Origin of the sequence: Brenneria populi (assembly GCF_036016195.1) — a bacterium.
Classification (GTDB): Bacteria; Pseudomonadota; Gammaproteobacteria; order Enterobacterales; family Enterobacteriaceae; genus Brenneria; species Brenneria populi.
The window spans coordinates 342688-356521 of record NZ_JAYWTM010000004.1 but is presented as its reverse complement, the minus strand read 5'-3'; the positions used below and the strand labels follow the sequence as shown (position 1 = coordinate 356521).

Here is a 13834-nt window from a genome sequence, read left to right as displayed (position 1 = left end):
TTATTATGCTTTATCCCAGTGAAGAACTGCTCTATGCCCCGGTGGAATGGCACGATTGCAGCGGCGATTTCGTCGATATCCTTTATCATAAATCCACGGACGGCATCGCTAAAATCACCATCAATCGTCCTCAGGTGCGCAACGCTTTTCGCCCGCAAACGGTGAAAGAGATGATCCACGCATTGGAAAATGCCCGTTACGACGACGGCATCGGCGTCGTTATTCTGACCGGCGCGGGCGACAAAGCATTCTGCTCCGGCGGCGATCAGAAAGTGCGCGGCGATTACGGCGGCTATCAGGATGATAGCGGCGTGCATCATCTGAACGTGCTGGATTTCCAGCGTCAAATCCGCACCTGCCCGAAACCGGTGGTGGCGATGGTCGCCGGCTACTCTATCGGCGGCGGACACGTGCTGCATATGATGTGCGATCTGACTATCGCCGCGGAAAACGCCATTTTCGGCCAGACCGGGCCGCGCGTCGGCTCCTTTGACGGCGGCTGGGGCGCGTCCTATATGGCGCGTATCGTCGGGCAGAAAAAGGCGCGCGAAATCTGGTTCCTGTGCCGCCAGTATGACGCCGCCCAGGCGTTGGACATGGGGCTGGTCAATACCGTTGTTCCCCTCGCTGAGCTGGAGAGAGAAACGGTGCGCTGGTGCCGTGAAATGCTGCAGAACAGCCCGATGGCGTTGCGCTGTCTGAAAGCGGCGTTGAACGCGGACTGCGACGGCCAGGCGGGCTTGCAGGAGCTGGCCGGCAACGCCACCATGCTGTTCTACATGACCGACGAAGGGCAGGAAGGCCGTAACGCCTTCAACGAAAAACGTCAGCCCGATTTCAGTAAATTCAAACGGAATCCGTAATGCGCCAGGTTAAGGTGTATCGCTACGGCGTAGCGATGGAAGCCGGGGTGGTGCTGCGCAACCAGCGCCTGAAAAGCCGCGAGGGGCTAATCGTTCACCTGCGGCAGGGCGACGCGCAGGGCTGGGGCGAGATTGCGCCGCTGCCGGGGTTCAGCGCGGAAACGCTGGCGGAGGCCGAGTCGGCGGCGCTGGCACAGCTGCGGCGTTGGGCCGCCGGCGCCGAGCCGGCCGACGATCTGCCGCCCTCCGTCGCCTTCGGGCTGAGCGCGGCCCAGGCCGAACTGGAGCAACGGCTGCCGCAAGCGGCGGACTACCGCACGGCGCCGCTGTGCAACGGCGACCCTGACGAACTGTTCGCCATGCTGCAGGCGCTGCCGGGGGAAAAAATCGCCAAGGTCAAGGTCGGGCTATATGAAGCGGTGCGCGACGGCATGATCGTCAATATGCTGCTGGAAGCTCTGCCGGACCTGAAGCTGCGGCTGGATGCCAACCGCAGTTGGACGCGCGCCAAAGCCGACGGTTTTGCCCGCTATGTGGATCCGGCCCTACGTTCGCGTATCGCGTTTCTGGAAGAGCCCTGCAAGACGCGTCAGGAGTCGCGCGAGTTTGCGCGCGAAACCGGCATCAATATCGCCTGGGATGAGAGCGTCCGCGAGGCGGATTTTCGGGTCGAGGCGGAGCCGGGCGTCAGCGCCATCGTGATCAAACCCACGCTGGTCGGCAGCCTGGCGCGCTGCCGGCAGCTTGTTCAGCAGGCGCATCATGCGGGGTTAACGGCGGTGATTAGCTCCAGCGTCGAATCCAGCCTGGGGCTCACCCAACTGGCGCGGCTGGCGCGCTGGCTGACGCCCGACGCCGTTCCCGGACTGGACACGCTGACGCTGATGCAGGAGCAGGTGATCAGAGGTTGGCCGCAAAACGCGCTGCCGCTGCTAACGGTCGCAGATCTGGAACTGGTATGGCGATGCTGAACGACTGGCCCTGGCATTACTGGGCCGGACATGCGCCGCGGCGCGTCGCGCTAATTGACGGCGAGACCCGCTGGAGCTGGCCGCAGGCGGCACGCCGGATTAATCAGCTGGCGGACGGCTTTGCGCGCCAGGGGGTAACCCCAGGCTGCGGCGTGATGCTGAGGGGCAGGAACAGCGCCGCCATGCTGTTTTGCTATCTCGCGCTGTTGCAGTGCGGCGCGCGCCTGCTGCCGCTGAATCCGCAATTGCCTGAAGCGTTGACCGACTCTCTGCCGCGCGCGCTTGACGTCGCTTACGGGCTCTGCCTGGACGGGCGGCCGTGGCCGTCCGGCATGATTGCATTGCGGTTCGACGCCGCCGAGGGGGACGCGCCGGCCTATTCGGTTCCCCCTTGGCGGCCGCGGCAGCTGGCGACGCTGACGTTAACCTCCGGCTCCAGCGGCCTGCCGAAAGCGGCGGCGCATACCTTCGCCGCCCATTTGGCCAGCGCCGAGGGCGTATTGGCGCTGATGGGGTTCGCGGCCGGCGACAGCTGGCTATTGTCACTGCCGCTGTTTCACGTCTCCGGGCAGGGGATCGTCTGGCGCTGGCTGGCCTGCGGCGCGACGATTGTGGTGCGCGCCGATCGTCCTTTGGACTCGGCGCTGCGGGAGTGCACCCATGCTTCGCTGGTGCCGACCCAGCTGTGGCGACTGTTGGCGCAAAACACCGTGCCGGCGACATTGAAAGCGGTATTGCTGGGCGGGGCGATGATCCCGCAGGAATTAACGCAGCAGGCGGAAGCGCGCGGCGTCAGCTGCTGGTGCGGATATGGCTTAACCGAGCTGGCGTCAACGGCGTGCGCCAAACGCGCCGACGGCCGGCCCGGCGTCGGGCTGCCGCTGCCCGGACGGGAAATCCGCCTGGTGGATGAAGAGGTGCAGCTGCGCGGCGCTACGCTGGCCTCAGGCTACTGGCGTGACGGACGGCTTTGGCCGTTGGCGGATGACGCGGGGTGGTTCCATACCCGGGATCGCGGCGCTTTCGCCGATGGCGAGTGGCGCATTCTGGGGCGGCTGGATAACCAGTTTTTCAGCGGCGGCGAAGGCATTCAGCCGGAAAATATTGAATCGATATTGCTGGCGCACCCCGATGTGCGGCAGGCCTGCGTGGTGCCGGTTGACGACGCGGAGTTCGGACAGCGTCCGGTGGCGGTGGTCGAAATAAGCGCATCGACGACGTTGGATGAGATCCGGGATTGGCTGTCGCCGCAGCTGGCGGGGTTCCAGCGCCCGGTCGCCTATTACCCTTTGCCGGGCGAACTGAAGAACGGCGGGATTAAGATCGCCCGCCGGCAGGTAAAAGCGTGGGTCGAACGGCAGGCCGACAAAAAAACGGCGTGAGGAAGCGCCTCACGCCCGTCGGGTTATTTCCCCAGCGCTTGCGCGACGCCCGCCCCATAGGCGGGGTCGACCTTGTTGAACAGCGCAATCTGACGCTCCTGGATAAACTCAGGCACCTGCGACAGTTCGCCGGCGATGCGCTGGAACATACGCTGGTGTTCTTCTTCGCTCAGCAGATGAAACAGCGCGCGGGGCTGGCTGTAGTAGTCGTCATCCTCGCGGTGATTCCAGTGGTCGGCCGCGCCCTCCAGCGTTAACGGCGGTTCGCTGAAGTCGGGCTGTTCCTGAAATACGCCGAAGCTGTTCGGCTCATAGGTCGCGCCGTTGCCGCTGTTGCCGTCGATACGCATGGCGCCGTCGCGATGGTAGTTATGGAACGGACATTTCGGCGCGTTGACCGGAATCTGGTGGTGGTTGACGCCTAAGCGGTAACGTTCGGCGTCGCCGTATGAGAACAGTCGTCCCTGCAACATTTTATCCGGCGAGAAGCCGATGCCCGGTACGGTGTGCGCCGGATTAAAAGCGGCCTGCTCCACTTCGGAAAAATAGTTATCCGGATTGCGGTTCAGTTCGAAATAGCCGACGTCGATAAGCGGGTAGTCGCCATGCGGCCAGACTTTGGTCAGATCGAACGGGTTATAGGGCACTTTCGACGCCTCCGCTTCCGGCATAACCTGTATCTGCAGGTTCCAGCGCGGGAAATCCCCCTTATCGATGGCATTGAACAGATCGCGCTGCGAACTTTCGCGGTCTTTGCCGATCAGCGCTTCCGCTTCATCGTCCATCAGATTTTCGATGCCCTGCTGGCAGCGGAAGTGGAATTTCACCCAGAAACGTTCATTGTCGCCATTGATGAAGCTGTAGGTGTGGCTGCCAAAACCGTGGATATGGCGGTAAGACTTCGGCAAACCCCTATCGCTGAAATCAATCGTCAGCTGGTGCAGGGACTCCGGCAACTGAGAGAAGAAGTCCCACTTGTAGACCGGGTTGCGCAGGTTGGTGCGCGGATCGCGTTTCACCACGTGGTTAAGATCGGGGAATTTCAACGGATCGCGCAGATAGAATACCGGCGTATTGTTGCCGACCAGATCCCAGTTGCCTTCCTCGGTGTAAAACTTCATGGCGAAACCGCGAATATCGCGCTCCGCATCGGCGCCGCCGCGTTCGCCGGCCACGGTGGAAAAACGCACGAACATCTCGGTTTTTTTGCCCACTTCAGAAAAGATTTTCGCCCGCGTATAACGGGTGATATCGTGGGTTACGGTGAAGGTGCCGTGCGCGCCGGAGCCTTTGGCGTGCATCCGCCGTTCCGGAATCACCTCACGATCGAAGTGCGCCAATTTCTCCAAAAACCAGACGTCTTGCAACAGCATCGGGCCGCGCGGCCCGGCGGTAACGACATTGTTATTATCAACCACCGGCGCGCCGGCGACGGTGGTCAGCTTTTTCTTGCTCATCATTTTTTCCTTAATATTATCGCTCTGCGTTTAAGTTTCCCCTGTAAATACTATTGCTCATTATGTGGTTTTTAGGCAAATAGACGGCGCTGATTATTTTTATCGCCGCCGTTCCGCCCGCCAGCCTCCGCGCGATTTTTGATGACGGCGCGCCGGGAGACGGACGTTTTAGGATAACGCGACGCTGGAGTATCCGCGCGATTCGCGTAAAATCGGCGGCGATATAAACAGATTTCGCCTGCGCGTTAATAACCGCTTGGAAGGAGATTAAAAGTGAAAAAGTTAGTGATAGCTTGTGCAGGAAGTTTGCTGCTCGCGGCATCCTCCGCGTACGCCATCGGCATCTCCGGGGAGGCCGGGCGCGATTATGCGGGAGCGAATGCCAGTTTTGGCCTGCTGGTCCCCGGATTATCCGGCAATGTGAGCTACGCCCACGGCGACAGTAATAACGATGTTTATGGTTTCGGCCTGGGCTACACCATTCCGATTGGCCCTCTGAAGGCGACGTTCGGCGGCAAGGCGCTCTATTTGAATCAGGATCGCGGTTCGGACGGCCATGCGCTGGCGCTGGGCGGCGGCCTGCAATGGCCGATTAACCGCTATTTCTCCCTGTATGGCGAAGGCTATTACTCCCCCGACGCCTTCTCCAGCCATGTCGATCATTATGTCGAAGGCAAGGCCGGCGTTCGCTGGCAGGTTATCGGGCCGCTCAATGTGGATGTCGGCTACCGCTATATCAACCTGGCCGGCGAGAGCGGTCGTTCGGATAACAAATTGGCCGATTCGGCGTATGTCGGCGTGGGGCTGAATTTCTAATTACCGCGCAGTAAAGCCGCAAAGGGCGCGATGGTTCGCGCCCTTTTGCATGGGTTTTATTTTTACAACCGCTGGATTGCAATGGATTTTATCCGCCGCCGAGTCGTATTGTAATAGCGATAGGAGAAATTACGGTTTATCAGCCGGATTTCCCGCGGCCGTAAAACCCAAAATTAGGAGTGAAGAATGCTTAGGGTCGAGATGCTATGCACCGGCGATGAAGTGCTGCACGGTCAGATTATCGATACCAATGCGGCCTGGCTGGCGGACTACCTGTTTCAGCAGGGACTGCCGATGGCCAGCCGTATGACGGTGGGGGACGATCTCGAGGCGTTAGTCGCGGCGCTGACCCAGCGCAGTCAAATCGCGGACGTCCTGATTGTCAATGGCGGGCTGGGGCCGACCAGCGACGACCTGAGCGCGTTGGCGGCGGCCACCGCGGCCGGAGAGGATCTGGTGGAACATACGCCGTGGCTTGAACGGATGGCGGCCTTTTTCGCCGAGCGCGGCCGGACGATGTCGCCGAATAACCGTAAACAGGCGCAGCTGCCGGCGAGCGCGGAAATGATGGATAACCCCGTCGGCACCGCCTGCGGTTTTACGCTGCGATTAAATAAATGCCTGCTGTTTTTTACCCCAGGCGTGCCGTCCGAATTTAAGGTTATGGTGGAGCGGGAAATCATGCCGCGTCTGCGCGCGCGCTTTACCATCGCGCCGCCGCCGCTGTGTCTGCGTTTAACCACCTTTGGCCGTACGGAAAGCGATCTTGCCAGCCACCTGGATGGCGCCGCGCTTCCCGCCGGCGTGGTGCTGGGCTATCGCTCCTCGGTGCCGGTGATTGAGTTGAAATTAACCGGGCCGGCCTCGCAGCGGGCGGCGATGGAACAGCTCTGGGAACGGGTGCGCGCCGTCGCGGGAGAAAATAGGCTTTTTGAAGGGACGGACGGGCTTCCCGCGCAGCTGGCGCGCCGGCTGGCCGAACGCCGGCTGCGGCTGGCGGTGAGCGAGCGCTTTACCGCCGGTCTGCTGAACTGGCAGCTACAGTCGGCCGGTGTTCCGCTATCCGGCGGCGAGCTGCCGGCCGACGCCGATCCGCGGGATTTAAGCCGGCTGGCGGACGAGACCCGTCAATTGGCGGCGCGCCGTCACGCCGCGCTGGCGCTGACGATCGGCGCCCGGCTGGACGATCGCCTGGCGATCGCGCTGCATACGCCGCAAGGCGATTTCGCGCTGGCGATCGCTTTCAACGTGGCGCGTTATAGCCTGCAGACGCACCAGGAGGTGGTGGCGATGCTGGCGATGAATATGCTGCGCCGTTGGCTGAACGGCTGGCCGGTGTGTCAGGGGCACGGCTGGATTCAGGTGCTGGAGACGCTGGAGTGATTATCTTGTTATCCCCGCCAGGGCGAGTCTCAGGGATGAGACAAGTATTCCGTCACTGGCGGCTCGAATAGCGGTCATGACCGCCGAAAGCACCCCGCCGGCGGCATAATTTAGCCGCTAGCCAGGGGGCTCGGGGCGTGCGGCGCTTGAGCCGCCCCGTGTCGGGCGCGTGCTCCACGGTTGTATAAAAATAGCGACCTTCCAGCGCGCGAAACTGTCTCTGAACCCGCATAAAAATGTGACTAATAGACAGGCCGGCGCGGGGATGACCGACCTTAATACAACAGCGAGTAGAGCCGGCGGCGGTAACGGGCGGCGAGAGCGTCGCCGGTGCCCAGGGCGGACATGATATCCATCAGCGTCTTGCGCGCGTTGCCTTGCGCCGCGCCCAGATCTTTTTGCAGGAACCCCATCAGCAGCTCCAGCGCTTCTTCGTTGCGCCCCACCTGATGCATCTGCAACGCCAGCTGTACGGCGAGCTCGGCATTGTGCGGATCGGTTTCCAACTGCTGTTGCAACTGCTGAATTTCCGGGGTGTCGGCCGCCTGCTTCAATAGTTCAATCTGCGCCACCAGGCTGTGATAACGGGTGTCCTGATCCTGCAGCGGAATGGTCGCCAGCACCGCTTCGGCGTCTTCGCTGCGGTTGAGCTGAATCTGAACCTCGGCCAGCATCAGGCCGATGTCGCTACGCTGTTGGCTAAGCTGCCAGGCCTCCTTCAGCAAAAGCATCGCTTCCGGCAGCTTGCCTTCCTGAATCAGCTGCTGGGCTTCGGCGACTTTCAGCTCTTCTTCTTTCGGCAACGCGCGCTGCAGCAGTTCCCGAATGGCCTCTTCCGGCTGCGGTCCCTGGAAGCCATCCAGCGGCTGGCCGTCTTTGAACAGATAGACGGTCGGGATCGCCCGCAGGCCGAATTGCGCCGCCAGGTGCTGCTCGGCATCGCAATCGACGCGGGCGAGAATAAACTGGCCGGCATACTCCTGAGCCAGCTTATCCAGCACCGGCTCCAACTGCTGACAGTGCTGGCTGCGCGCCGACCAGAAATAGAACAGCACGGGCAGCGTGGCGGAATGTTCCAGAACCTGATGAAGGTTGGACTCGTTAACATCAATAATATTCGCTTGTTGTTCTAGCATAAGGTTCTCTCTCATCCGTTTTGACTCAATGTGGGGGCTGAATTCGCCGCTTCAAGCCAAAATCAGGATCGGGTGCGTAATAGATTATCCAGATAGCGTCCGGGCAGCAGACGGCGTAACCAGGATAGGCTGTGTGCGACCAGCGTCACCGGGTAGCGCAGTTTGGGGCTAGGGCTCTCCAGGGCATGATGAAGTTTAGGCAATACGGCTTCCGGCGGCAGCGTAAAGCGTTTGGCGATGCCGGGATTGGTGACCGGGTTATCGGTTCTCGTTTGGTCGACGTTGGCGGTGAAGCGGGTCGAGAGCGGGCCGGGTTCAATCAGACTAACGTGCAGACCGCTACCGTAAAGCTCCATGCGCAGCGTGTCCGACCAGGCCTCAAGGGCGAATTTACTGGCGGCATAGGCTCCCCGTCCGGGCGTGGACACCAGCCCCATCACCGAGCTGGTTTGAATAATGCGTCCTTCCCCGTGCGGCAGCATCGCCGGCAGCAGCAGCTGGGTCAGCTGATGCGTGCCGAACAGGTTGCTGGAAAACTGCCGCTCCAGCTGTTGGCGCGAGATCGCGTTCAGCGGCCCGTATAGGCCGTATCCGGCATTGTTAAACAGTCCGTACAGGCGGTTGCCGGTTAACGCGATGGTCCGCGCGGCGGCTTTTTCAACGCTGGCGGCGTCGTCGAGGTTCAGTTCAATGCCTTCCAGACCCAATGCCGACATGCGCTCGACATCTTCAGGACGGCGGCAGGCCGCCAGTACGCGGTAACCGCGCTCGTGCAGATCCCGCGCGGCAATCAGCCCAATCCCGCTGGAACAACCGGTAATAAGCACCGTTTTTTGCATAACTTTACCTAATTCAAAAGCCTATTGGTTAAGACTCATGGTTAACTAAGGGGGCTAACCGCTCCGCCATCCAGCCCGCAATAAAGGTTTGGGCATCGCGGGTGGGATGAATGCCATCCTCGAGTATCCACTCCGGCTTAAGGTAAACCTGTTCCATAAAGAACGGAACCAGCGGAATGGCGAAGCGCTGCGCCAGCCGCGGATAGATGCTGCTGAATGACTCGGTGTAGCGGCGGCCGTAATTGGTCGGCAGACGAATTTGCATCAAGAGCGGCTGAGCGTCGGCCTGTTTGACCAGGGTAATGATTTTGGTCAGATCCTGCTCGATGTTCGGCGCGGGAAAACCGCGCAGTCCGTCGTTGCCGCCCAGTTCGATCAGCACCCAGCGCGGCTGGTGCTGTCGCAGCAGCGCCGGCAGCCGCGCCAGCCCTTGCGCGGCGGTGTCGCCGCTGATGCTGGCGTTAACCACGGCGATCGGTTTCGCTTGCGTCCGCCATTGCTGATTCAGCAAGGCGGGCCAGGCGTCGGCGGCGGGCATCCGATAGCCGGCGCTGAGGCTATCGCCCAGTATCAATAGAGTATCCGCCGCGAGGGCGCGTACGCTGAGTAATCCCAGAAGTAAAAGGATAAAAATATGTTTGCACAGACCAGTCCAGCGAGCGCTGCGCCTGCCGAAACCAGGCAGGCGGAAAACATTCTTGAAGTTCATCATCTTAGTAAGCACGTTGGTCAAGGGGAACATCGGCTTTCCATCCTTACCGGAGTTGAGCTGATTGTCAAACCCGCGCAGACAATCGCGCTTATCGGCGAATCCGGTTCCGGCAAATCAACGCTGCTGGGGATCCTTGCCGGACTGGATGACGGCAGCGAGGGCGACGTCCGCCTGATGGGCGAATCGTTGCGTCAGCTGGACGAAGAGGGCCGCGCCGCGCTGCGCGCCAGAGACGTGGGCTTCGTGTTTCAGGCCTTTATGCTGGTGCCGACGCTGACCGCGCTGGAAAACGTGCAGCTGCCGGCGCTGCTGCGCGGCGAAAGCGACGGCCGCAGCCGCGGACAGGCGGAACGGCTGTTGCAGCAGCTTGGTCTGGGCGGCCGCCTGCACCATCTTCCCGCCCAGCTTTCAGGCGGCGAGCAGCAGCGGGTGGCGCTGGCGCGCGCCTTCAGCGGGCGGCCTAACGTGCTGTTCGCCGACGAGCCCACCGGCAATCTGGACCGTAAAACCGGCGAGCGCATTGCGGATCTGCTGTTTTCGCTCAATCGCGATTACGCCACGACGCTGATTCTGGTTACGCACGATGAACAGCTGGCGGCGCGCTGCGAGCGGCGTCTGCGTCTGGTCGACGGCAAGCTGCGGGAGGAATCATGATCTGGCGCTGGTTTTGGCGCGAATGGCGCTCCCCTTCGTTATTGATTGTCTGGCTGGCGTTGACGCTGGCGGTCGCCTGCGTTTTGGCGCTGGGCAGCATCGGCGATCGGATGGAAAAAGGGCTCAGCCAGCAAAGCCGCGATTTTCTGGCGGGCGACCGGGTGTTGCGGGCATCGCGCCCGGTGGACGAATCCTGGCTGCAAACCGCGCGGCAGCAAGGCTTAACGCTGAGCCGGCAAATTTCATTTATGACCATGACCTTCGCCGGCGATACGCCGCAGCTGGCAAGGGTGAAGGCGACGGATCAGCGCTATCCGCTATACGGCGAGCTGCAGACCAATCCGCCCGGTTTGCGGGCGGAGGAGGGAAGCGTACTGGCGGCGCCGCGCCTGCTGGCGCTGCTGGGGCTCAAGGTCGGCGACATGCTGGACGTCGGGGATACTTCGCTGCGTATCAGCGGCGAGCTGATTCAGGAGCCGGATGCGGGATTTAACCCGTTTGAAACGGCGCCGCGGATTTTGATGAATCTGGCGGACGTGGAGAAAACCGGGGCCATACAGCCTGGCGGACGCATCACCTGGCGCTATATGTTTTCCGGCGATGAGCGGCAAATCAGCCGGTTCGGCGATTTTATCAAGCCGCAGCTGAAACCCGATCAGCGCTGGTACGGCATGGAGGATTCAGAAGGCGCCCTAAGCCAGTCGCTGAAGCGTTCGCAGCAATTTCTGCTGTTGTCGGCGCTGTTGACGCTGCTGCTATCCATCGCCGCGGTGGCCGTCTCCATGGGACACTATTGCCGTAGCCGCTATGATTTGGTCGCGGTATTAAAAACGCTGGGCGCCGGGAGAAAAGCCCTGCGCCGGCTGATTGTCGGACAGTGGCTGTCGGTGCTGGGGCTGGCGGCGCTGTGCGGCAGCCTTGTCGGGCTGGGTTTTGAGGCGATTTTGATGAAAATGCTGGCCCCGGTGCTGCCCGCCGCGCTGCCGGCCGCCGGGCTATGGCCGTGGGTCTGGGCGCTGGGATCGCTGGTGCTGATCTCCCTGCTGGTCGGGCTGCGTCCTTACCGGCTGCTGCTGGCGACGCAGCCGCTGCGCGTGCTGCGCCAGGATGCGGTGGCGCGTGTCTGGCCGCTGCGCTATTACCTGCCGGTGGTGCTGCTTATCGTCGTCGGGCTGCTTGCGGCCCTATCCGGCGGGAGTTCTCTGCTATGGGCGCTGCTGGGCGGCATGGCCGTGCTGTCGCTGCTATTGGGCGTTATCGGCTGGGGCGGACTGCTGCTGCTGCGCCGCCTGACGGTGAAACAGCTTCCCCTGCGTCTGGCGATCAATCGCCTGCTGCGCCAGCCCTGGTCGACGATTAGCCAGCTGGCGGCCTTTTCGCTGTCGTTTATGCTGCTCGCCCTGCTGCTGGCGATGCGCGGCGATCTGCTGGAGCGCTGGCAGCAACAGCTGCCGCCGGAAAGCCCGAACTATTTCCTGTTAAACATCACGGCGGAGCAGGTCGCGCAGGTGAAAACCTTTCTGGAACGGCATCAGGTGAAGCCGGAGCCGTTCTATCCCATTATCCGCGCCCGCCTGACGGAAATTAATCAGCAGGTGGCGACGGAAGTCATTCATGAGGACGATCCGGGCGGCAACACCGTAAACCGGGAGCTGAATCTGACCTGGATGCAGGGCATCCCCGACCACAACGTGCTGGTTGAGGGCGCGGCGCCGCAGGCCGGCGAAGTCTCGATGGAAGAGAAAGAGGCCAAAGAGATGGGCATCAAGATCGGCGATGTGCTGACCTTTACCGGCGACACCCAGCCGTTCAGCGCCAAAGTGACCAGTTTCCGCCAGGTTGACTGGGAGAGCCTGCGGCCGAACTTTTTCTTCATTTTTCCCGCCGGCGCGCTGGATAACCAGCCGCAATCCTGGCTGACCAGCTTCCGTTACCATGGCGATGAAAAGATGATTACCGAGCTAAACCGCCAGTTCCCCACGCTGAGCCTGCTGGATGTCGGCAGTATGCTGCGCCAGATAGGGCAGGTGCTGCAGCAGGTGAGCCGGGCGCTGGAAATCATGGTGGTGCTGGTGCTGTTCTGCGGCATCTTGCTGCTGCTGGCGCAAATTCAGGTGGGAATGCGCCAGCGCCGGCAGGAGCTGATGGTCTACCGCACCCTGGGCGCCGGCCTGCGTTTGCTGCGTACCACGCTGTGGTGCGAGTTCGCCGCGCTGGGGCTGGTGGCGGGGATCGCCGCGGCGATCGGCGCGGAAGCCGCGCTGTGGCTGCTGCAAAGCCGGGTGTTCAACTTCCCGTGGGAGCCCAATCTGGCGATGTGGGGCGTATTGCCGCCGTCGGCGGCGCTGCTGCTGTCGCTGTGCGGCGGCTGGCTGGGGCTGCGTCTACTGCGCGGCAAGGCGCTGTTTCGTCAGTTCGCGGGGTGAGGGTAAGGACGGGGGCGCCGCTACGCCATAAGCGACGTCTCCTCAGGCGATAAATTTACCGATAACGGTATATATAAGTTCAGCGCTGTTTCGTGCGCGAAAAGAGAACTATTCTCATGCCGCGTCGGAGCACGCGCCCGACTCAGGGCGCTCAAGCGCCGCAGCCCTGAGAACCCTGGCTATCGGCTGAAATTATGCCGCTTCGCGGTACCTTCGGAATCGCAGGTCTCCTGTCGAACCGCCAGCGACGCGCTCCCGGCGCGGCACTGGCTTTCGCCGCGTCCTGCGGCTCATTCGGGAGACCTTCGATTCCTCAGCATAATTTCTTACGCCGATTAAAAGCGAAAAACCGGGAGTGAGCTGAAGACCAGAATACGCATAGACTTAGAGTCTATCCCAGTGGGCGTTATTGGCGCAGCCAGTTTGGACACGGACAGCGCGCAGAAACCGGAGAGTACACGTAGTACGTGAGGATTTCGAGCACTGCCCAGGGCCAGAATGGCAAGTGAAATAGTCCTAATGGATAGGCTCTGAAAGATTCCTTGAATTTGTGATTAAGATATGGCCATGCGGGGCGCAGCCGCAGGCGATGTCGCTACTGGCTGACCCCCGATCCGGGAGCGGCGGCGCCGGTGCCGGTCGTCGTTTTGTGTTTGGCCAGATACTGATGCTGAAAAATACACATGCGGATGGTATTGCGGTATTCGCCGTTGATAAAGAATTCGTGTATCAGCTCCCCTTCAACCTCAAATCCCAGCTTGCTGTAGATATGTATCGCCTTCCTGTTCTCCTTATCCACAATCAGATACAGCTTGTAGAGATTCAGCACGGAAAAGCCGTAATCCATCGCCAGCTTCGCCGCCGCGCTGGCATAGCCCTGTCCTTGATAAGCCGGGTCGATAATAATCTGGAACTCGGCCCGGCGGTGGATATGGGTAATCTCCACCAGTTCCACCAGGCCCACTTTGGTCTGCTCGTGTTCGATAATGAAGCGTCGTTCGCTTTGGTCGTGAATGTGTTTATCGTACAAATCGCTCAGCTCGACAAAGGCTTCGTAGGGTTCTTCAAACCAGTAGCGCATAACGCTGGCGTTGTTGTCCAACTGATGGACGAAGGCCAGATCGTCCCGCTCCAGCGGTCGTAGCCGAACAATGTAACTGGTGTCAGGCATGGCTAATCCTTAGTTGATAAAAGA

General features: G+C 61.1%; 12 protein-coding genes. 7 read left to right on the top strand and 5 right to left on the bottom strand.

Annotated features, from left to right (window positions below; translation table 11 throughout):
* Positions 1-5: 5 nt before the first annotated feature.
* The 3 genes from menB to menE are packed head-to-tail and all read left to right on the top strand — an operon-like array spanning position 6 to position 3216.
* Positions 6-863, top strand: a complete 858-nt coding sequence (gene menB, locus VSX58_RS06480) for a 1,4-dihydroxy-2-naphthoyl-CoA synthase (protein WP_327617377.1) — start codon at positions 6-8, stop codon at positions 861-863.
* Positions 863-1834, top strand: coding sequence for an o-succinylbenzoate synthase (gene menC / locus VSX58_RS06475; protein WP_327617376.1), 972 nt, complete (start codon positions 863-865; stop codon positions 1832-1834). Before menB ends, menC begins: the two co-directional genes overlap by 1 nt.
* A complete protein-coding gene (menE, locus tag VSX58_RS06470) occupies positions 1822-3216 on the top strand; it encodes an o-succinylbenzoate--CoA ligase (protein ID WP_327617375.1) in 1395 nt (464 codons plus the stop codon). Before menC ends, menE begins: the two co-directional genes overlap by 13 nt.
* A 23-nt stretch (positions 3217-3239) precedes the next feature.
* Here the strand turns inward: menE and katA are convergent, their stop codons facing one another.
* Positions 3240-4673 carry a catalase KatA gene (gene katA / locus VSX58_RS06465; RefSeq protein WP_327617537.1) on the bottom strand — a complete coding sequence of 478 codons (1434 nt, stop codon included), beginning with the start codon at positions 4671-4673 and terminating at the stop codon, positions 3240-3242.
* A 273-nt stretch (positions 4674-4946) separates the two neighbouring features.
* Between katA and VSX58_RS06460 the strand changes: the two genes are divergently transcribed.
* Both VSX58_RS06460 and VSX58_RS06455 read left to right on the top strand, forming a co-directional pair.
* A complete protein-coding gene (locus VSX58_RS06460; protein WP_327617374.1) occupies positions 4947-5489 on the top strand; it encodes a YfaZ family outer membrane protein in 543 nt (180 codons plus the stop codon).
* A 186-nt stretch (positions 5490-5675) separates the two neighbouring features.
* Entirely contained in the window at positions 5676-6872 is a 1197-nt protein-coding gene (locus VSX58_RS06455; RefSeq protein ID WP_327617372.1) for a nicotinamide mononucleotide deamidase-related protein YfaY, read from the top strand.
* A 275-nt stretch (positions 6873-7147) separates the two neighbouring features.
* Here VSX58_RS06455 and VSX58_RS06450 read toward each other — a convergent pair whose 3' ends face one another.
* The 3 genes from VSX58_RS06450 to tesA all read right to left on the bottom strand — a co-directional run bounded on the left by VSX58_RS06450 (position 7148) and on the right by tesA (position 9556).
* Positions 7148-8008, bottom strand: a complete 861-nt coding sequence (locus VSX58_RS06450) for a co-chaperone YbbN (protein WP_327617371.1) — start codon at positions 8006-8008, stop codon at positions 7148-7150.
* A gap of 62 nt (positions 8009-8070) precedes the next feature.
* Positions 8071-8847, bottom strand: coding sequence for an SDR family oxidoreductase (locus tag VSX58_RS06445; RefSeq protein WP_327617370.1), 777 nt, complete (start codon positions 8845-8847; stop codon positions 8071-8073).
* Positions 8848-8875: 28 nt separating this feature from the next.
* Complete coding sequence (gene tesA / locus VSX58_RS06440) at positions 8876-9556, bottom strand: multifunctional acyl-CoA thioesterase I/protease I/lysophospholipase L1 (RefSeq protein WP_327617536.1); 681 nt, start codon at positions 9554-9556, stop codon at positions 8876-8878.
* Between tesA and ybbA the strand changes: the two genes are divergently transcribed.
* Positions 9482-10213: a putative ABC transporter ATP-binding protein YbbA gene (gene ybbA, locus VSX58_RS06435; protein ID WP_327617369.1), complete on the top strand. Its 732-nt coding sequence runs from the start codon at positions 9482-9484 to the stop codon at positions 10211-10213. The genes tesA and ybbA overlap by 75 nt on opposite strands.
* Positions 10210-12639: a putative ABC transporter permease subunit YbbP gene (gene ybbP / locus VSX58_RS06430; RefSeq protein ID WP_327617368.1), complete on the top strand. Its 2430-nt coding sequence runs from the start codon at positions 10210-10212 to the stop codon at positions 12637-12639. Before ybbA ends, ybbP begins: the two co-directional genes overlap by 4 nt.
* Before the next feature lie 595 nt (positions 12640-13234).
* Here the strand turns inward: ybbP and speG are convergent.
* Entirely contained in the window at positions 13235-13810 is a 576-nt protein-coding gene (gene speG / locus VSX58_RS06425; protein ID WP_327617367.1) for a spermidine N1-acetyltransferase, read from the bottom strand.
* Positions 13811-13834: the final 24 nt, after the last annotated feature.